The organism is Clostridioides sp. ES-S-0123-01, from assembly GCF_020658415.1.
In the GTDB taxonomy this organism is placed as follows: Bacteria; Bacillota; Clostridia; order Peptostreptococcales; family Peptostreptococcaceae; genus Clostridioides.
In genome coordinates this window covers 66,837-87,569 of record NZ_JACVWD010000002.1, presented here as the reverse complement: position 1 = coordinate 87,569, position 20,733 = coordinate 66,837, and the positions used below count along the sequence as shown (strand labels likewise).

17 protein-coding genes are annotated in these 20,733 nt (G+C 29.1%); all 17 read left to right on the top strand.

Annotation, left to right across the window (positions count from 1 at the left end):
* Window positions 1–172: 172 nt before the first annotated feature.
* The 17 genes from IC175_RS04020 to IC175_RS03940 all read left to right on the top strand — a co-directional run bounded on the left by IC175_RS04020 (window position 173) and on the right by IC175_RS03940 (window position 20,723).
* Window positions 173–1,750, top strand: coding sequence for a cell wall-binding repeat-containing protein (locus IC175_RS04020; RefSeq protein WP_227851133.1), 1,578 nt, complete (start codon window positions 173–175; stop codon window positions 1,748–1,750).
* A 108-nt stretch (window positions 1,751–1,858) separates the two neighbouring features.
* On the top strand, window positions 1,859–3,010 hold the full coding sequence (locus IC175_RS04015; protein WP_227851132.1) for a DUF5009 domain-containing protein: 1,152 nt from the start codon (window positions 1,859–1,861) through the stop codon (window positions 3,008–3,010).
* Between the two features lie 248 nt (window positions 3,011–3,258).
* Window positions 3,259–5,283, top strand: a complete 2,025-nt coding sequence (locus IC175_RS04010) for an N-acetylmuramoyl-L-alanine amidase (RefSeq protein WP_227851131.1) — start codon at window positions 3,259–3,261, stop codon at window positions 5,281–5,283.
* A gap of 219 nt (window positions 5,284–5,502) precedes the next feature.
* Window positions 5,503–6,189, top strand: a complete 687-nt coding sequence (locus IC175_RS04005) for a sugar transferase (RefSeq protein ID WP_227434450.1) — start codon at window positions 5,503–5,505, stop codon at window positions 6,187–6,189.
* 94 nt (window positions 6,190–6,283) lie between these two features.
* Complete coding sequence (locus IC175_RS04000) at window positions 6,284–7,339, top strand: cell wall-binding repeat-containing protein (protein WP_227846068.1); 1,056 nt, start codon at window positions 6,284–6,286, stop codon at window positions 7,337–7,339.
* Between the two features lie 115 nt (window positions 7,340–7,454).
* Window positions 7,455–9,011, top strand: a complete 1,557-nt coding sequence (gene murJ, locus IC175_RS03995) for a murein biosynthesis integral membrane protein MurJ (protein ID WP_227482116.1) — start codon at window positions 7,455–7,457, stop codon at window positions 9,009–9,011.
* Between the two features lie 45 nt (window positions 9,012–9,056).
* Entirely contained in the window at window positions 9,057–10,763 is a 1,707-nt protein-coding gene (locus tag IC175_RS03990) for a phospho-sugar mutase (protein ID WP_227851130.1), read from the top strand.
* 21 nt (window positions 10,764–10,784) lie between these two features.
* Window positions 10,785–11,858 (top strand): mannose-1-phosphate guanylyltransferase, encoded by a 1,074-nt coding sequence (locus IC175_RS03985; protein ID WP_227830833.1) that lies wholly within the window; start codon window positions 10,785–10,787, stop codon window positions 11,856–11,858.
* 11 nt (window positions 11,859–11,869) lie between these two features.
* Window positions 11,870–12,592, top strand: a complete 723-nt coding sequence (locus IC175_RS03980; protein ID WP_227434455.1) for a glycosyltransferase — start codon at window positions 11,870–11,872, stop codon at window positions 12,590–12,592.
* Between the two features lie 15 nt (window positions 12,593–12,607).
* Entirely contained in the window at window positions 12,608–13,765 is a 1,158-nt protein-coding gene (locus tag IC175_RS03975) for a polysaccharide polymerase (RefSeq protein ID WP_227434456.1), read from the top strand.
* A gap of 2 nt (window positions 13,766–13,767) precedes the next feature.
* Entirely contained in the window at window positions 13,768–14,607 is an 840-nt protein-coding gene (locus IC175_RS03970; RefSeq protein WP_227434457.1) for a glycosyltransferase family 2 protein, read from the top strand.
* Between the two features lie 14 nt (window positions 14,608–14,621).
* Window positions 14,622–15,797 (top strand): CDP-glycerol glycerophosphotransferase family protein, encoded by a 1,176-nt coding sequence (locus IC175_RS03965; RefSeq protein WP_227434458.1) that lies wholly within the window; start codon window positions 14,622–14,624, stop codon window positions 15,795–15,797.
* A gap of 28 nt (window positions 15,798–15,825) precedes the next feature.
* Window positions 15,826–16,575: a glycosyltransferase family 2 protein gene (locus IC175_RS03960; RefSeq protein ID WP_227434459.1), complete on the top strand. Its 750-nt coding sequence runs from the start codon at window positions 15,826–15,828 to the stop codon at window positions 16,573–16,575.
* A gap of 21 nt (window positions 16,576–16,596) precedes the next feature.
* On the top strand, window positions 16,597–17,505 hold the full coding sequence (locus IC175_RS03955; RefSeq protein WP_227434460.1) for a glycosyltransferase family A protein: 909 nt from the start codon (window positions 16,597–16,599) through the stop codon (window positions 17,503–17,505).
* Window positions 17,506–17,552: 47 nt separating this feature from the next.
* A complete protein-coding gene (locus IC175_RS03950) occupies window positions 17,553–18,305 on the top strand; it encodes a glycosyltransferase family 2 protein (RefSeq protein ID WP_227434461.1) in 753 nt (250 codons plus the stop codon).
* Window positions 18,259–19,626, top strand: a complete 1,368-nt coding sequence (locus IC175_RS03945) for a UDP-glucose dehydrogenase family protein (RefSeq protein WP_413926633.1) — start codon at window positions 18,259–18,261, stop codon at window positions 19,624–19,626. The genes IC175_RS03950 and IC175_RS03945 overlap by 47 nt, the downstream gene beginning before the upstream one ends.
* 5 nt (window positions 19,627–19,631) lie before the next feature.
* On the top strand, window positions 19,632–20,723 hold the full coding sequence (locus IC175_RS03940) for a glycosyltransferase family 4 protein (protein ID WP_227434463.1): 1,092 nt from the start codon (window positions 19,632–19,634) through the stop codon (window positions 20,721–20,723).
* The last annotated feature ends 10 nt before the right edge of the window (window positions 20,724–20,733 follow it).

Sequence of the window (20,733 nt, the reverse complement as noted above, 5' to 3'; positions counted from 1 at the left end):
ATTGCTTTAAAAATATATAAAGGAAATAAGCCCTAACCGTTAATATGGTTGGGGCTTATTTCTTGAGAAATTTTTATAGATAAAAATGTAATAATTTTAAACTGTAAAATAGTGTAAAGATATTCTATAATATAATATAGTAAGATTTTAAACGAAATAAGGGGGTAATAAAATGAAAGCACCAAAAACTATTTTAACAATATTGACAATAGCGCTTACTTTAAGTGGGATTTCTATAACTTCATCATATGCACTTACAGAGGAAAAATTAATAGGTGAAGGGAGATATGAAACTGCTGTAAAGATAAGCCAAAAAGCATATAGTTCTAGTAATAATGCTGTATTAGTCAATGATAGCTCTTTGGCTGATGCTCTTTCAGCTACACCATTTGCAAAATCTAAAGGAGCTCCAATACTTTTGACAGAAAGCAATAAACTGGATGATAGAACCAAAACAGAGCTAAAGCGTTTGGGAGCTAAGGATATTTATTTAATTGGTGGGACTGCTGTGTTAAACAAGGATATAGAGAATCAATTAAAAAGTGATGGATTAAATGTAGAAAGAATTAGTGGTAATGATAGATATGAAACTTCATTACTTTTAGCAAATAAACTAAAAGATATTAAAGATGTTAAGGAAGTAGCTGTTGTAAATGGCGAAAAAGGGCTAAGTGATGCTGTAAGTGTTGGGGCACCATCTGCTCAAAATAATATGCCTGTAGTTTTATCTAGTCCAAAGAATGGAGTAGAAGCATTTGAGAAATTTATAAAAGATGAGAAAGTTATAAAGGCATATGTAATAGGAGGTACAAATTCTGTTTCAAGAGCTATAGAAAAAAGCCTCCCTAATGCAGAAAGATTGAGTGGAAAGGATAGAAATGAAACTAATGCCAAGGTTATAGAAAAATTTTATTCTGATGTAGATTTAAACAATCTATACGTAACTAAAGATGGAAGTAAAAATGAAAATCAACTTATTGATTCATTGGCAGTTGGAGTATTGGCGGCAAAGAATGAATCACCTGTTGTTTTGGTCGGTGATAAACTAAATACAAAGCAAAGGGATATACTTAGTACTAAAAAATTAAGTACTATAACACAAGTTGGTGGAAATGGAAATGAAGAAGCTTTTAATGAAATTAAGACTTTACAAGATAAAACTATCTTTGAAGCTAAAACCGTTGAGGAATTAACTAATATGATAAATATTGCAAGTCCTAATGACATTATTAACTTTAATCCAAAAGAGGATACTGTAAATGAAGCTTTTAGAATGGTAACAAATAAGCCAATAACTGTGAATATAAAAGGTGATTGTTCAAAGACTATCACTATTGATATGCCTAATGGTGAGGTAAATAACTATGCTACTTTAGTAAATGTTATAGTGAGAAATATTGGAGAAGGTGGATTTAACAATCATGATACAATAACTATATTGTCAGTTCGTGACAAAAATGGTAGAGTTATAGAAAATACTAGAAATTCAGATATAGAAACAATGATGATATTGGCATCTGCTAATGATACAAAATTGATTAATGATGGTTATATAGGAAAGCTTATAGATAACTCATCTAATAGTGACATCACTAATCATGGAACTATAGATAAAAAAGTAAATCAGGTTGAAGATTTAGAAGCTAAGGTTGATTCAATTGAAAAAGCTATAGATTCTATAAGCCAGAAAATTAATAAGATACAAGATATATTAGATAAACTTGGATTTCTAAAGAAATTTCTTAACTAAAAAGATGTATATTTAAGAAAGCTATATTTTATACTTATATTTGAAAATATATAGTTAGATGGATTCATAGCTAAAGATAAATATACAGTTAAATCTTGGGGAGGTAATATGGAGAGTGGATTTGAAGGTAAATTAGATACAAAAATTATGAAAAATAGAGTTAAATCAATTGATATAATAAGAGGGCTATCAATAGCCCTCATGATAGTTTGCAATAATCCTGGGACTTGGATGAGAATGTATCCACAACTTAGACATGCTATATGGCATGGTGTAACACTTGCAGATTTTGCATTTCCTTTCTTTGTTATATCCTTAGGTGTTACAATTCCAATATCAATAAACAGTAAACTAAAGAATAGTAAATCTACAATACGAATAATAATAAGTATATTTAAGAGAAGTATTTTACTAATGTTGTTTGGATTTTTCTTAAATTACCTAGGAAATCATGACTTAAGTACTGTAAGAATACTTGGGGTGCTTCAACGTATGGGATTAGTATACCTTGTAACTAGTCTAGTGTATTTACTACTAAAAAAACTGAATGTAGGAAGCACTGCAACTATAATTACTTTCTTATGTATATCTGCATTTATCATAGTGGGATACTATATAGTGGCAAAACCATATGGATTTGAGCTAGAAGGTTCTCTTGCACAATTGGTGGATTTCCATTTTTTCAAAGGACATTTGTACAAGCCAGAGTTTGAACCAGATGGATTTTTAACAAGTATAGTAGCAATTTCTTCAGGTATGTTGGGTTGTACTATGGGGTGTGTACTTCTAAAAGAAAATATAGGACAGTATAAAAAATTCTTCAAAATATTAATTATGAGTATCATTTTACTTATATGTGCTTTTGTTTTTAATCAATATTTTCCATTTAATAAGAGATTATGGTCAAGTTCATTCATACTTTTAATGGCCGGCAGTTATGGTATTTTATTGGCAATATTTTACTTTATATGTGACATCGAAAATAAAAGCAAAATATTTACTCCAATAATAGCACTTGGAAGTAGCCCTATTTTTACATATATGTGTCTTGAAATATTGAGCCATGTGTTTTGGAATTTACCAAAACTTACTGATAAAGTAGATTATCCTACTACTTTGGTGGAATGGACTACATATGAATTTATAACACCTTGGGCAGGTACAACATGGGATTCTCTTGTATTTTCTCTCTTGTATGTATTGTTTTGGGTTATAATAATGTCGTTTATGTATAAAAAGAAAATATTTATTAAAATTTAATGTAGTGTTTTGTTTAAAAAAATATTTATTCAATTTGTTTAAATATGCAGAAATTCTCAGTAATAATCCAGTTTTTCCCTAGCGAAAATTAAAAAAACATGCCATAAAAGATTACAAAAAGATTACAATTTGTAATCTTTTGTGCTATAATGAAAAAAGATTTACATAATATTGAATTTATGTAATATAAAACAAGTTCAAGAAGAATTAAATAGGATTTAAATATCTAAAAATCTAGGGGGGATACGATGAGAAAGAGAACAAAATTATTAGCAACAGGAATGTTGTCTATAGCAATGGTGGCACCAAACGTGGCTTTAGCAGCGGAAAATACTACTGCAAATACAGAATCTAATTCAGATATTAATATAAATTTACAAAGAAAAAGTGTTGTGTTAGGAAGTAAATCGAATGCAAGTGTAAAGTTTAAAGAAAAATTAAATGCTGATTCAATAACATTAAACTTTATGTGTTATGATATGCCACTTGAAGCTACTTTAAATTACAATGAAAAAACAGATACATATGAAGGTGTAATAAACTATAACAAAGACCCAGAATACTTAAATGTATGGGAACTTCAAAGCATAAAAGTAAATGGTAAAGATAAACAGAAGGTTTTAAATAAAGAAGATTTAGAATCTATGGGGTTAAATCTTAAAGATTATGATGTTACACAAGAGTTTATAATAAGTGATGCTAACTCAACAAAAGCAGTGAATGAATATATGAGAAAAACTTCTGCACCAGTAAAAAAACTTGCAGGAGCTACTAGATTTGAGACAGCAGTTGAGATAAGTAAACAAGGATGGAAAGATGGAGCTAGTAAGGTTGTAATAGTTAATGGAGAACTAGCAGCAGATGGAATCACAGCTACTCCACTTGCTTCTACATATGATGCACCAATATTACTTGCAAATAAAGATGATATACCAGAAAGTACAAAGGCTGAATTAAAACGTCTAAACCCAAGTGATGTAATAATCATAGGTGATGATGGTTCAGTTTCACAAAAGGCAGTATCTCAAATAAAATCTGCTGTAGATGTAAATGTAACTCGTATTGGTGGAGTTGATAGACATGAAACATCTTTACTTATAGCAAAAGAAATTGATAAGTATCATGATGTTAATAAGATATATATAGCAAATGGATATGCTGGTGAGTACGATGCTCTTAATATTTCATCAAAAGCAGGTGAAGACCAACAACCTATAATATTAGCTAATAAAGATTCTGTACCAGAAAGTACATATAATTGGCTATCTTCACAAGGTTTGGAAGAAGCTTACTACATAGGTGGAGACCAAAGTCTATCATCAAAACTTATAGACCAAATATCTAAGATAGCAAAAAATGCAACTTCAAAAAACAGAGTATCTGGAGCTGATAGACATGAAACTAATGCGAAGGTAATTAAGACTTTCTATCCAGATAAAGAATTGAGCGCAATGTTAGTTGCAAAATCTGATATAATAGTTGACTCAATAACAGCAGGACCTTTAGCAGCTAAGTTGAAATCTCCAATACTTATAACTCCAAAAACTTACGTTTCTGCATACCATAGTACAAACTTATCAGAAAAAACAGCAGGAACAGTATATCAAATTGGTGATGGAATGAAGGATAGTGTTATAAGTTCTATAGCATCTAGTTTATCAAAACACAATGCACCAACAGAACCAGAAAATCCAGGTTCAGCAGCAGGAAAAACTGTAGTGATAGACCCAGGTCATGGGGGTTCTGACTCAGGAGCAACAAGTGGATTAAATGGTGGAGCTCAAGAAAAGAAATATACTCTTAATACAGCACTAGCAACTACTGAATATTTACGTTCAAAAGGTATAAATGTTGTTATGACTAGAGATACAGATAAAACAATGGCTTTGGGAGAAAGAACGACATTATCAAACACTATAAAGCCAGATTTATTTACAAGTATACATTACAATGCATCTAATGGAGCTGGTAATGGTGTGGAAATTTTTTACAAAGTAAAAGATAAAAATGGTGGAACAACTAAGACTGCTGCATCAAATATATTAAAAAGAATATTAGAGAAATTTAATATGCAAAATAGAGGAATCAAGACAAGAACACTTGCTAATGGAAATGATTACCTATATGTATTAAGAAACAATAAATATCCTGCAATACTTGTAGAATGCGCATTTATAGACAATAAGAGCGACATGGACAAGTTAAATACAGCAGAAAAAGTAAAGACAATGGGAACTCAAATTGGAATAGGAATAGAAGATACAGTAAAATAAAATAAAAAATATTAAAGCAAAATATATCATCTCCTGTTATAATGTAAAATATAGCAAGAGATGATATATTTTTGCAAAGAATCAAATTGTTTACAATGACGTTTATTGTATTGATAAACTTCTCATTATTGAGTATAATATAGAAATAAGTCAAAAATAAGATAGAAATACGTTGAAATTAAGAATTTAAAAAATTTTTATTCCAATATGGAGGTAACTATGTCTGGATATACTAATGATGAATGTGAAATACCTAAAGTTACAAGCTATCCAGGGGCAGATAAAGAAATTGCAAGTGAGATTGACTATAGCATAGTAAAAGGCACAGTGTTGTTTGACTTGTACCAAAGAGTTGTGGATTTAGTTTTATCTATATTAGGACTTGTAGTAGGTTTACCTTTAATAGCAATATTTGGAATTCTTATTAAAATAGAGGACAAAGGACCAATAACTTATAAGCAAGAAAGACTAGGAAAATGCGGGAGAAGATTCTATATATATAAATTGAGATCTATGAGAACAGACGCAGAAAAATTTGGCGCACAATGGGCTGAAAAAGATGATCCTAGAATAACTAAGGTTGGAAAGTTTATTAGGAAAACTAGAATTGATGAGATTCCACAGCTGTTTAATATATTAAAGGGGGACATGGGCTTAATAGGCCCTAGACCAGAGAGACCAAACTTTACTGTTCAATTTAATGAGGAAATACCTGGATTTATCAATAGGCTTGCTATAAAACCTGGACTTACAGGTTGGGCACAAGTAAATGGTGGATACGAAATCACTCCTGAAGAAAAACTTAAAGAAGATATTTACTATATAAAAAATAGGAGTATATTACTTGACTTTAAGATACTCTTTAAAACTGTTAAAGTAGTATTGACAGGAGACGGAGCTAGATAATTTTAAAATATTAGATTATTAATCAATGAAAAAGCTCTTTAAAAAAGAGCTTTTTTATTGTCAAAAAATACAAAAAGAAAAGGAATGAGAACTTATGATTAAAAAAATTTCTACTATATTATCGTTAGTTTTGCTAATCTCTATTTCTAGTACAGTGGGGGTATTTGCAGATGTAAGTCCTAAAAAAGAGTTGATAGAAGGTAGTATACCAGAGATTTCAACAGAATTAAATAAAAGAGTATTCAAGAATTCTAAAGAAGTAATTCTTGTAAATGAAGAGTCAATTGTAGATAGTATAAGTGCAACACCTTTGGCATATGTAAAAAATGCTCCGATAGTTGTAACTAAGAGTAAAAATGTTGGTAGAGTAACAAGAAATTATCTAAAAGAGTTAGGTCCAGAGAAGGTTACGATAATAGGTGGTTTAAAGGCAGTATCTAAAGATGCTGAACGTAATATAGAGAAAATGGGAATTAAAGTGGAAAGAATAAGAGGAAAAGACAGATATGATACATCTTTAAAGATAGCTAGAGAAATGTACAGAACAGTAGGATTCGATAAAGCATTTTTACTTAGCTCAACTACAGGATTAGAGAATGCCATATCTGTATATTCTTATGCAGCTAAAAATGGAATGCCAATAATATGGGCTCAAGATGAAGGTTTTGAAGAACAAATTGACTTCTTAAAAAGTAAAAACCTTGAAAAAATATATGCATTAGGTGATTCAAAAGAGTTTGTTGCAGACATTGATTCTAGCTTAAAGAATATAGAAGGTATAAAGCAAATAAATAAGTCAAGCACAAATGTTGATTTAATAAAGAAGTTTTATGATGAAAAAGATATAAAGAAAATCTATACTGCTAAATTAGATTTTGGAAGTAGATCTGATGTAAACGAATATATTTCTTTGGGAGTAGTATCGGCCAAAGAAAATATGCCAATACTGATTTGTAGTGATAATTTAAGTCATGCACAAGATAAATTCTTGAAAGATAACAACATAAGTGATGTAATTGAAGTTGGATATACAGTAGGTAATTATAGTCTGTTAAAGAGTATACTTAATTTAACATCCTTATCTTGTATAATATTAATACTATTATTACTATTGATTGTATTTAGAGCGCTTAGATATGAGTCAAGATAGTCTTTAATTTATTAAGGAAGCTTTTCATAGGTTAAATTTACTTAATCAGAATAATGTTTATAAGCAGTTTTAAAAGTTCTACTTTTAGAGTTTAAATTAGAGAAGGAGAAAGAAAATGTCAAAAACAGCTAAAGCAGCATTGTGGATTATGGCGGCCACTATGTTTTCAAAAGTATTAGGTTTCCTTAGAGAACTTGTACTTGCAAATTTCTATGGAACAGGTATGTATGCAGACGTATTTGTATTAACATTAAATATACCTGGTTTAATCATAGCAGTCATAGGTTCTGCAATTGCTACAACTTATATACCTATGTACTTTGAGACAAAGAAAAGACTCGGAGATGAAGGTGCCTTAAAATTTACTAACAATGTTTTAAATATATGCTATATAATGGCTATAATAATAGCTATTTTTGGGCTTTTATTTACAGAGCAATTTGTTACAGTATTTGCAGCAGGATTTAGAAGTGACCCTGCTAAGTTTCAAGCAGCAATACTATTTACTAAAATAATGATTTCAGGAGTTTTGTTCTTGAGTGGAAGTAAAATATTTAGTTCATTTTTACAGGTGAATGACAGCTTTGTAATTCCAGGTCTTATAGGAATTCCATATAATATCATAATAATAGCAGCAATAGCACTAAGTGCAGGTAAAAATGTATGGATACTACCAGCAGGAGCATTGATTGCCATGGCAAGTCAGTTATTGTTTCAACTCCCATTTGCATTTAAGAAGTCCTACAAGTATAAACCATATATAAATTTAAAGGATGAGTCCATAAAAGAATTAGTGAATCTAGTCTTGCCTATGTTAATAGGTGTAGCTGTTGGACAGTTAAATATATTTGTTGACAGGTTATTGGCAACTACTTTAGGGGATGGGAAGTTGTCCGCTCTTAACTATGCAAATAGACTAAATGAGTTTGTTATGGCATTATTTGTTACATCTATAATAACCGTTATATATCCTAAGCTGGCAAAAATGTCAGGTAAAGATAATAAAGAAGGATTTATAAGTACTATTGTAAAGTCATCAAATTGTATTATATTGGTAGTGCTTCCAATATCCATAGGAGCTATTATACTAGCAGAACCTCTAGTTAGAATACTATTCCAAAGGGGTAAGTTTGATGCATTATCAACAGACCTTACATCTATAGCTCTTAGATTATATTCGTTAGGTTTATTGGCTTGTGGGGTAAGAGATGTTTTATATAGAGCATTCTATTCTCTTTCAGATACAAAGACACCAATGATAAATGGAAGTATAGCTTTAATAATAAATATAGTTCTTAATTTAATATTGATAAGACCACTTGGTCATGCAGGTATTGCTATATCAACTAGTACGTCTAATATAATTACAGTTATATTATTGTTTATATCTCTTAAAAAGAAAACTGGATATTTTGGAGGAGATAAAATCATAAAGACTGGTCTTAAAAGTTTGGTAGCATCAGGTGTGATGGCAGTAGTCACTTTATTGATATATAACAATCTATATGCATTTATAGGTGCAGGAACAATTAAAGAAATTATAGCAGTTGGAACTGGAGTATTAGGTGGGGCTTCTGTATATACGATATTGATAGTTTTATTTAAGGTAGAAGAGATGGACTTAGCTTTTGAATTTTTAAAAAAAGGAAAGCAAAAACTACTTAAAAGATAGACATTTACCTTAAAAAATTAAAATAGAGTCAGAAAGGATGAAAATATGGATTATAAAAATAATTATGAGATGTGGTTAAATTCTCCTTATTTTGATGAACAAACCAAAGAAGAGCTATTAAGTATAAAGGATGATGACAAAGAAATACAAGATAGATTCTATAAAAATTTAGAATTTGGGACAGGTGGTCTAAGGGGTATAATAGGAGCGGGAACTAATAGAATCAATATTTATACTGTTAGACGTGCAACACTTGGAATTTCAAATTATATTATGAAGACGCAAGGTGAAGAAGGAAAGCAAAAAGGAATTGTTATAGCACATGATAGTAGATACATGTCAAGAGAGTTTTGTATAGAAGTAGCTAAAACTTTAAGTGCATATGGTGTAAAGGCTTATATTTTTGAAGAGTTAAAGCCTACACCAGAACTTTCTTTTGCTGTTAGACATTTAAAGTGTGCTATGGGAATAGTAATAACAGCAAGTCATAATCCTAAAGAGTACAATGGATATAAGGTATATGACTCAGATGGAGGTCAAATCTGTATAGATATGGCCAATGATATAATTACAGAAGTTAATAAGATTGATGATTACAGTATCATTAAAAGTGTAGATTTTGAAGAAGCTTTATCTAAAAATTTAATAACTATATTAGATAATGAAATAGATGATGAGTTTATAAAGGCTGTTAAGAAGCAAGTTTTAAGACAAAGCACGATAGATGAATATGGAAAAAAATTAAAAATAATATATACACCTATTCATGGAACCGGAAATAAACCAGTAAGAAGAGTCTTAAATGAATGTGGCTTTGAAAATGTAATGGTGGTTAAGGAGCAAGAATTGCCAGATTCTAATTTTTCAACAGTTAAGTATCCTAATCCTGAAGAAAAGTCAGTATTTAATATAGCTATTGAAATGGCAAAGAGTAATGGTACTGATTTGATAATAGGGACAGACCCTGATTGTGACAGAGTAGGTGTTGTTGTAAAAGATTCTAGTGGTGAGTATGTAGTCTTAAATGGAAACCAAGTTGGCTCACTTTTAGTTAGATATATAGTAGAGAGTTTAGTTGAAGAAAATAAACTTCCTAAAAACAATCCTACAATAATAAAAACTATAGTTACATCAGAACTAGGTGCAAAAATAGCAAAGGCTTATAATGTAGATTGTTTAAATACTTTAACAGGGTTCAAATTTATAGGAGAAAAAATAAAAGCGTTTGAAGAAAGTAATGATAGAAGCTTTATAATGGGATATGAGGAAAGCTATGGTTACTTAATTGGAACTCATGCTAGAGATAAAGATGGTGTTGTATCTTCGCTTATGATATGTGAAATGGCAGCATACTATTTTTCAAAAGGTATGAACTTGTATGAAGCCTTGATAGATACATATAATAAATTTGGGTACTACAAAGAGGAATTAAAGTCAGTGACTTTAAAAGGCATAGAAGGAATAAAAAAAATAAAAGAGATGATGCTTTACTTTAGAAGTGTTAAAATAGATAATGTGGCTGATGTAAAAGTAGATAAGATTTTAGACTATAAAGATGGAGTAGATGATTTACCTAAATCAGATGTACTTAAATTTTTACTTGAAGATGGTTCTTGGATAGCTATAAGACCTTCAGGTACAGAACCTAAAATTAAATTTTACTTTGGAGCAAATTCAGATAACCAAGAAGATGTAGAATCTAAGTTGAATAATTTAATATCTTATATATTAAATGTGGTGGATTCTATATAAAGAGCTAAGGGGAGATAAACAATGAAAGTATATAATGTCATAATGGCTGGAGGAGGCGGAACTCGTTTCTGGCCACTTAGTAGACAAGAAGTACCTAAGCAGCTTATAAATTTAAGTGGAGAAGATGCTTTAATAAATGAAACTATAAACAGAATAGATTCTCTAGCAAACAAAGAGGATTTATTTATAGTAACTAATGAGAAGCAAATGGACGCTTTAAAAGATACAGTAAAAGATAAATGTTTATACAGCAATATCTTACCAGAACCATGTGCCAGAAATACGGCAGCAGCTATAGGTTTTGCAGCCTTTAACATAATGAAAAAATATGGTGATGGTGTTATGTGTGTATATCCAGCTGACCATTATATAAAAGATGAAAAAGAATTTAAAGCTATTTTAGAAAAAGCTATTTATATAGCAGAAAATAATGATAAACTAGTAACTATTGGGATAAATCCTACATTCCCATCAACAGGATATGGATACATAAACTTTAGTAGAGAAAATACAATAGAAAATGTTGCATATGAAGTAGTGGAGTTTGTAGAAAAGCCAAACTATGAAATTGCTAAAGAGTATGTAAATTCTAAGAAATATGTGTGGAATAGTGGTATGTTTGTATGGAAGGTATCCAAGATATTGGAAGATTTTAAGAGATACTTACCAAAAGTATATGAAAAATTAGAGGAAATCAGTAATTACTTAGGAACAGAAGAAGAAATAGAAAAAATAAGAGAAATCTATCCAACAATACAATCAATCTCTATAGATTATGGTATTATGGAAAGAAGTAATGACGTTATAGTAGTTCCTGGTGATTTTGGTTGGAATGATGTTGGTTCTTGGGACTCCCTAGGTGCGATATATCCAACTGATGATGAAGGTAACATCAAAAGAGGTGAAAATATTACTATAGATACTAAAAACTCAATTATATATTCAGATGACAAATTAATATCGACAATAGGTATTAGTGATTTGATAGTAGTATCTACGAATGATGCAGTTATGGTTTGTAGAAAAGATAAAGCTCAAGATGTCAAAAAGATAGTAGAGCAATTAAAAGAAGAAGATAGACAAGAATATATGTAGGAGGTGTTCATTTGATTCCTAAAAAAATACATTATGTATGGTTTGGTGGTCCAAAAGGAAATATAGAAAATATATGTATAAATTCATGGAAAGAAAAACTTCCAGAATATGAGATAGTAGAGTGGAATGAAAAAAACTTTGATATAGAGAAAGAAATAAAAGGAAATAAGTTTTTGGAAGAATGTTATAAAAGAAAGCTTTGGGCATTCATATCAGATTATACAAGAGTAAGGGTACTCTATGAACAAGGTGGAGTTTATCTGGATACAGATATGCAGATATTAAAGGATATAACTCCTCTTTTAGAAAATAATAGGCTTATATGTGGATATGAAGATGATGGAGAATACATGAATGCAGCCATAGTAGGTGTAGAAAAAGGACATCCTTTCTTTAAAGATTTATTAGAGTACTACGAAAAAGAGGTGCTTACTTCTTCATTGTTTACAATACCAAAGGTTATGACTTATCTTATGGAAAAAAATTATAAAAAGATTGACCAAAATAACTATGAAGAAGGCATTCGTGTCTACGATAAAGAATATTTTTATCCTTTTGGATTTAAAGAAGACTTTACACCAGAATGTATTACAGAAAATACTTATGGAATACATTGGTGGGGAAAAAGTTGGGCTAAGAAAAGAAATTATTTCTTAGAAAGCAAGCACTTAACAGGTGTAAATAAGATATGGAAGTGTTGTAAAATATTTGCAAGTAATACTTTAAGAAGCTAAAAGGGAGAAAGTGAAATGAAGACTTTAAACGATGATAGAAATATTATGATTAAAAAATATCTTTATATATTTGTTTTGTTTATCATAGTACTTAGAAAGTATATGATATCATTTATTGACCCAGATATGAGTATAGGGATAATTAAATCAGCGTTATTTTATTCTTCAATAGGAATACTAATGCTACTTTTCTTATTTGATAAGAGAAAAAGTATAACAGAAATGGTGCTAGTTGGAGCTTGTGTATTACTTTATATATTAAATAGAGAAGGAGCTATATTATTAATTGTTTTGTTAGCTGTATCAGCTAAACAAATAGATGATAAATGTATAGTTAAAAGTTATTTAATAATATCTGTATGTTTTTTAATAGGAGCTATATTATTATTTAATTTATTTCCTTCATTAGTATTTAATCAGGAAGTCCACTATAGATATATAGGAAAATTAGATACGCTTGTTACAAGAATGGATTTTGGACTTGGTAATCCAAATGGAGTATTTTATTATATGGTTACTATATATGCAGCATATATATTCTTAAGATATAAAAACTATAATAAATGGGATAGAATAATTTTATTTGGATCTGCATTCTTTGTTTATCAAACTACATATAGTAGAACTGGCTTTTTTACTATATTAGCAGGATTAATATTTGTAGAGATAATAAGAGTGATAGACCTAAAAAAAATAAAAGTACTACCAATGCTTATAAAGACATCACCGATAATACTTACTTTATTTAGTGTAATTATTGGTATGATGTTTTCTAAAAGTAGTGTACTAAATAGATTATTAGCAAGTAGACCTAAGTTCTGGAATGTATACTTAGCTCAAGAGGGAAATTTTATGAAACCTTTTGGAAATTCATATAGTGCTGCTATAAAAGCAACTAATCCATTAGACAGTTCTTATATATATATAATTAGTGTACTAGGAGTAATTGCTTGCATCTTATTTATGTTTTTGATGTATAAAGGTATACAAAGCTTTATAGAAAAAGATAAAAAAGAGTATTTAGTAGCTTTGTTCATATTTTTACTATATTCTTTTGCAGAAAATTTATTATTAGAAGCTTCATTTAGTTTCACAATAGTATTACTAATAAAAGAAGTAATATTAAACGATAAAAGAGAGGTAGATTTGTGGAAAATGAAAAGTAGGAGGTAGTAATGTTAATATCATTAATAATGCCAACATTAAATAGATATGATGATATATACTTACTTATGGATAGCTTAGAAAATCAAACTTACAAGAACTTTGAACTTATAGTAATAGATCAAAATGATAATAACAAAGTTAAGGAGATAGTTGATAAATACGTTGATAAGTTAGATATAAAGTATATAAAAAGCGATAAGCTAGGATTAAGTTATAACAGAAATGTAGGCATAGATAATGCTAAAGGGCAAATTATAGGTTTTCCTGATGATGACTGTGTCTACGAAAATGATACATTAGAAAAAGTTACAAACTTCTTTAATAAAAATAAAGATTATAAAATATACAGTTGTAAAACTATGGATGCAAATAAAATTGATGCATTTAAGAAAATGTATGATGGAACTTGTGATATCACAAGTTCCAACGTTTTAAATACTATAACATCCATAACTTTTTTTGTTGATTTTGGAGAAAAAGAATATACACGATTTGACGAAAAATTAGGTGTTGGTGGAGATTTTGGTGCTGGTGAAGAGATAGATTATGTTTTAAACCTGTTGAGTTTAGGATTTAAAGGAAAATACTTTGGGAATGATATAATTTACCATCCTGCAAAAAAACATTCTAAATCTAAAGAAAAGTATCAAAAAGATTATAACTATGGAAGAGGTTTTGGAGCCATTTGCAAAAAAGAAATAGTCTATAGAAAGAATTATAAGTTTGTAAAGGTTATGGCATCAAAGCTTGTAAGAAATATAGGCGGTCTTATATTGAGTTCCAACAAAGATTATCATAGTGCCACTATAAAAGGAAGAATTAATGGATTTAGACAGTATAAGTTATAATGAGGATGGTGTTTATGGACAAGGTTAAATTTTTAATAAATATGCTTTTGGCTTTTTTTATGTATCCATTTAGTAAGCATAAGTTTAATGGTAGAAATATTTGGCTTATAGGTGGACATTCAGGAGATATATACAATGATAATGCCAAGTTCTTTTATGAGTATATGTTGAAAGAACATAATGATGTAGAAACTTATTGGGTAGTAAATAAAGACAGTAAAGTATTCAATAAAATTCCAGGCAAGAAATTAATAAGAGGAAGTGTAGAAAACTATCTATATTATTACAATTCAAAAGCTATAGTATTTTCACATGCGCCATCAGCAGATATAGCACCTTATAACTTTGCTGTACCTGTTCTTAATTATTTCCATAAAAAGACGATAAAAGTATTCTTAAATCATGGAACGATAAGTTTTAAAAAGAGAAAGCCAATGAATAAAAAGTTTAAAAATATTATAGATAACCTATATAAAAGTTATAATATAGTTACAGCAAGTTCTGAGTTTGAAAGAGATGTTATGGTAAATGATTGGGGAATGTTAGATGACTCAGTTTATATAATTGGAAATGCAAGATATGACAATTTACCAACAAATGAAGTTGCACAAACACGAGATATATTATATACTCCTACATGGAGAGACTGGATAAAATTTAGTTCAGGAAAATTTACAGATACAGATTATTTTAAAAATATAATGAATTTCTTGAATGATGATAAATTAAATAAAATATTAGATGAGAAAGATATAAATGTAAAAATTTATATGCATCATCTTATGCATGAGTTTATAGATGACATAAAAGAAAACATAACTGGTAAACGAATTGTATTTTTAGATAAAGGGGTAACTCTAGCAAATGAAATAAGAAAATCAGCTGCAAACATAACTGATTATTCAAGTGTTGCCATAGATTTTCTCTATATGAACAGACCTATTTTATTTTATCAATTTGATTTAGATGAATATATGGAAAAAGTTGACTCGTATATAGATTTAAAAAGCGAAATGTTTGGGTCTTTGGCTTATAATAATGATGAAGCTGTGAATAAACTTATTGATATTATTGAAAATAATTTTGAGGTTATGGGTAACCAAAAAAATGAAAGAAATAAGTTTTTCAGATATAATGACAATAAGAACTGCAAGAGGATATATGATTGTGTATTAAGTAAAATTAAATAAATATTTTATAAATGATGAGGAAGGTAATATGAAGAAGAATTTAGTATCTATAATTACTCCCATGTATAATTCTGAAAAATTTATTGAAGCAACCATAAAATCAGTATTAAACCAAACTTATCAAGAATGGGAAATGTTAATTATTGATGATTGCTCAACAGATAATAGTCCTAGTATAGTCAAATCTTATATGCAACAAGATAGTAGAATAAAATGCATAAAGACTGAGACTAATAAGGGTGTCTCTAATGCTAGAAATCTAGCATTAAGTAATGCGACAGGACAATTTATAGCTTTTTTAGATAGTGATGACCAGTGGAATAGTAGTAAGTTAGAAAAACAAGTAAACTTTATGTTAGAAAATGACTATGTAATCTCATTTACTTCATATGAACTGATGGACGAAAATGATAAAAAGTTAAATAAAGTAATAAAAGTGCCACCTAATGTAGATTATAGAAGGTTATTAAAGGGAAATATTTTGGGATGTCTTACTGTTGTAATTGATAAGTCTAAATTGGATTTTGAAATTAAAATGAGTGGTGTAAGACATGAAGATTATGTCTTGTGGTTATCTATATTGAAAAGAGGACATATCGCTCATGGAATAAATGAAGTTTTAGCATTATATAGAAAATCTAGTAACTCCCTTAGTGGTAATAAGATAAAGGCTGCTATGTGGACTTGGAATATATATAGAAATATAGAAAAAATACCTCTATACAAAGCTATATACTACTTTATTAATTATGGAATAAATGGAATTAAAAAAAGTTAGATAGAGAGGAAGATTTAATTAATGTATAAATATAAATTTACTGTATTTACTCCAACATATAATAGAGCACATTTACTTGAAAATTTGTATAATGATTTAAAAGCTCAAACATATGATTTCAACGACTTTGAATGGTTGATTGTTGATGATGGAAGTAGTGATGGTACTAAAGAATTAGTTGAAAAATTTATATCAGAAGATAAATTAAATATAAGATATATATACAAAGAAAATGGAGGAAAGCATACTGCAATAAATCTAGGTGTAAAAAATGCAGATGGAGAACTATTTTTCATTGTAGATAGTGATGATGGTTTAATTAAAGATTCTCTTGAAATTGCTAATGATGAATGGAATTCTGTAGAAAATAAAGAAGGATTTAGTGGGGTTGTTGGACTTTGTGTATACCCAAGTGGAGATTTAATAGGCACAGAAATGCCTGAGGATAAAAAAATATGTCACTTTGCAGACCTATATTTTAAATATGGTGTTAAGGGAGATAAAAGCATAGTATTTGTAACTGATGAGCTTATAAAATTTCCTTTTCCAGAAAGAAAAGAAGTGAGATTTTTACCAGAAAGTGTAGTATGGAATGAAATGTCTAAATACTATAAAGTTAAATGTGTAAACAAACCTATGATAATAAGAGATTATTTGGATGATGGTTTGACTAAGAATATATTAAATAAAAATGCATTAAAAGGTAGAGCATTAGAGTTTTTATATTTAATAAATCAAAATACATATCCTTTAGGTAGATATCCATATATGTGGATAAAGAATTACATAAATTTAGCTAGATACTCATTGTTATCTGAGAGTCATTATTTTGGCGAAATCAAAAAAATATCTGATAAATTATTGTATTTAGTGTTGTTCCCATTAGGATATTACAAATATATTGGACAAAAAAAGTTAGTATCTAAGTAAACTTGTTGGTATAGTACTGCTAGTTGCTATATAAGGAGAGTAAAAATATGAATGAGCCTTTAGTATCGATAATTACTCCTGTATATAATTCAGAAGAGTTTTTATCAGAGACAATAAAGTCAATCCAAAATCAAACTTATAAAAATTGGCAGCTTTTATTAGTGGATGATTGTTCTAAGGACAATTCAAGTGAAATTATAAAAAGTTTTCAAAAAGAAGATGCTAGAATAAAATATATAAAGCTTGAAAAAAATTCTGGAGCTGCAGTATCTAGGAATGTTGGTATTGAAAATGCGGAAGGTAGATTTATTGCATTTGTAGATAGTGATGATTTATGGGAGAGTAAAAAGTTAGAAATTCAGATAGGATATATGTTAAAAGAAAATATCGGGTTTTCTTTTACATCTTATAGATATATGAGACAAGATGGAACAAAAACGAGTAAAGTTGCAAGAGCACCTAAAAAGATTGACTATGAAGGATTACTTAGAAATACTATAATAGGGTGTTCTACTGTAGTCATCGATAAGGATGTCATAGGTGAATTTAGTATGCCTTTAGTAAGAAGAGGACAAGATACTGCAACTTGGTTACAATTACTTAAAAAGGAAAAATATGCATATGGAATTCAAGAAGCTTTAGTGAATTATAGGCTAGTTGGGAATTCTATATCAAGCAATAAGATAAAAGCATTAAAACGAACTTGGAATACTTATAGAAATGTTGAAAATTTAAGTTTACCAAAAAGTCTATATGTATTTTGTTTCTATGTTTTTAATGCCATTAAAAAAAGAGTATAAGTTTTATATACTTGGAGGTAAAAAAATGAAAATAGCTATAGCTGGGACTGGATATGTAGGGCTAGTAACAGGTGTTTGTCTAGCAGAGGTAGGCAATGAAAATGTAATTTGTGTTGATATAGATGAACACAAAGTTAAATCGATGCAACTTGGGATAGCACCTATATATGAAGAAGGCCTAGAAGAACTTATGGTTAGAAATTATAAAAAAGGAAGAATAAATTATACTACAGATTATAAAAAAGCTTATGAAGATGTAGATATAATACTAATAGCTGTGGGAACTCCTGAAAGAAGTGATGGTTCAGCTAATTTAGATTATATAAAGGCAGTTGCAAAGCAAATAGCTGAAACTGTAACAAAAGATACTTTAGTAGTAATAAAATCTACAGTACCAATTGGAACAAATGAAGAAATAGAAGATTATATAAATAGAAACTTAAAAAATGATGTGAAAGTTGAACTTGCATCTAATCCAGAGTTTTTATCACAAGGTAGCGCAGTAAGAGATACTTTACATGCTTCAAGAATCGTTATAGGAGTGGAAAGTGAGTGGGCAAGAGAAATACTGGAAGAAATCTATAAACCTTTTAATCAACCTATAATAGTAACCAATAGAAATAGTGCTGAAATGATAAAATATGCATCAAATAATTTTTTAGCACTTAAGATATCTTTTATGAATGATATTGCAAATCTTTGTGAGATAGCAGGAGCTAATGTGGAAGATGTTGCCTTAGGAATGAGTTATGATGATAGAATAGGAAGTAAATTCTTAAAAGCAGGTATAGGTTATGGAGGTTCTTGTTTCCCTAAAGATACAAAAGCTCTTCACTGGTTGTCTGAACATAATGGATATGAGTTAAAAACAGTAAAAGCTGCTATAGAAGTGAATGAAAGCCAAAAACTTAAATTAGTTAGAAAGGCATCTAAACTAGTAGAGAGTTTTCAAGATATGAAAGTTGCTGTTTTAGGACTAACATTTAAGCCAGATACTGATGATATAAGAGAAGCTCCATCTATCCCAAATATAAAATATTTGCTTGAAAGAGGAGCAAAAGTTACTGCATTTGACCCAATAGGAGTTGAAAATACTAAGAAAATATTTGGAGATTCTATACTTTATGCTAAATCTATAGATGATACAATAGAAGATGCAGAGATATGTTTTATAATGACAGAGTGGAAAGATGTCTTAAATTATGATATACATAAGTATAAGGAAAAGATGAAAAATCCTTTAGTTCTAGATGGAAGAAATTGCTACAAGCTTGAAGATATGAAAGAACTAGGTATTGAGTATTATTCGATAGGAAGGTAAATATTATGAAGACTGTTTGTTATTTGGCTGATGGGTCAAATCCTCATACTTTGAAATGGTGTAGTTTTTTTAAAAATAAAGGATATGACATTCATGTAATCTCTTTAAATGGAGGTCACATGGAAGGAATTAAAATATATGATTTTGGTTCTAACGTAGAAGAACTGAAAAATGAAAATATTTCTAAAAAAACAGGATACTTAGGTTCAATAAAACAAATAAAGAAACTAGTAAATGAAATAAAGCCAGATATACTTCATGCACAATATGCAAGTAGCTATGGATTTATAGGGAGTTTACTTGGGTATCATCCATATATTATTTCTGTTTGGGGTACTGATATTTACGATTTCCCAAACAATGGTTTTATACAAAAACAAATTATAAAACATAACTTTAGAAAAGCAGATTATATATTTTCAAATAGTAGAGACATGGCTAAAGAAGCTAATAAATATACAACTAAGCATGTAGATGTAACCTTTTTCGGAGTAGATATGGATAGATTTAAACCTATGGAAGTAGAAAAAGAAGATGCTTTTGTAATAGGAATTATAAAGAGTTTGGAAAAAAAATATGGAATTGAATATTTAGTACAAGCATTTAAGATGTTGAAAGATGAATATAAAGAAAAGAAAATAATTTTAAAAATAGGTGGTTCTGGAAGTCAAATGGATAACTTAGTGAATTTGACTAAGGAATTAGGACTAGAAGAAGATGTTCAATTTTTAGGTAGAATATCTCCAGAGGATGTAAGTAAGACTTTTAATTCTTTTGATGTAACTGTATTTCCTTCTTTGAGAGAGGGTTTTGGTGTAGCTGCAATAGAATCAGAGTCTTGTGAAGTTCCTGTCATTGTTACAAATGTAGGTGGACATCCAGAATCTGTATTGAAAAATGAAACTGGGCTAATTGTAGAGCCAAAGCAACCAGAAGAAATAAAAAATGCTATAATAAAGCTAATGGAAAATGATGAACTTAGACTTAATATGGGTAAAAAAGGGCGTCAGTTTGTTAGAGAAAATTATGAAGTTAATTTAAACTTTAATGATATAGCAAAAATATACGACTCTATATTAGATAAATATAAAAAATAAGAATTGAAAA

Coding starts and splice junctions, on each gene's coding strand:
- IC175_RS04020 (WP_227851133.1), top strand. CDS start 173: ATGAAAGCACCAAAAACTATTTTAACAATATTGACAATAGCGCTTACT.
- IC175_RS04015 (WP_227851132.1), top strand. CDS start 1,859: ATGGAGAGTGGATTTGAAGGTAAATTAGATACAAAAATTATGAAAAAT.
- IC175_RS04010 (WP_227851131.1), top strand. CDS start 3,259: ATGAGAAAGAGAACAAAATTATTAGCAACAGGAATGTTGTCTATAGCA.
- IC175_RS04005 (WP_227434450.1), top strand. CDS start 5,503: ATGTCTGGATATACTAATGATGAATGTGAAATACCTAAAGTTACAAGC.
- IC175_RS04000 (WP_227846068.1), top strand. CDS start 6,284: ATGATTAAAAAAATTTCTACTATATTATCGTTAGTTTTGCTAATCTCT.
- murJ (WP_227482116.1), top strand. CDS start 7,455: ATGTCAAAAACAGCTAAAGCAGCATTGTGGATTATGGCGGCCACTATG.
- IC175_RS03990 (WP_227851130.1), top strand. CDS start 9,057: ATGGATTATAAAAATAATTATGAGATGTGGTTAAATTCTCCTTATTTT.
- IC175_RS03985 (WP_227830833.1), top strand. CDS start 10,785: ATGAAAGTATATAATGTCATAATGGCTGGAGGAGGCGGAACTCGTTTC.
- IC175_RS03975 (WP_227434456.1), top strand. CDS start 12,608: ATGAAGACTTTAAACGATGATAGAAATATTATGATTAAAAAATATCTT.
- IC175_RS03970 (WP_227434457.1), top strand. CDS start 13,768: ATGTTAATATCATTAATAATGCCAACATTAAATAGATATGATGATATA.
- IC175_RS03965 (WP_227434458.1), top strand. CDS start 14,622: ATGGACAAGGTTAAATTTTTAATAAATATGCTTTTGGCTTTTTTTATG.
- IC175_RS03960 (WP_227434459.1), top strand. CDS start 15,826: ATGAAGAAGAATTTAGTATCTATAATTACTCCCATGTATAATTCTGAA.
- IC175_RS03955 (WP_227434460.1), top strand. CDS start 16,597: ATGTATAAATATAAATTTACTGTATTTACTCCAACATATAATAGAGCA.
- IC175_RS03950 (WP_227434461.1), top strand. CDS start 17,553: ATGAATGAGCCTTTAGTATCGATAATTACTCCTGTATATAATTCAGAA.
- IC175_RS03945 (WP_413926633.1), top strand. CDS start 18,259: ATGTATTTTGTTTCTATGTTTTTAATGCCATTAAAAAAAGAGTATAAG.
- IC175_RS03940 (WP_227434463.1), top strand. CDS start 19,632: ATGAAGACTGTTTGTTATTTGGCTGATGGGTCAAATCCTCATACTTTG.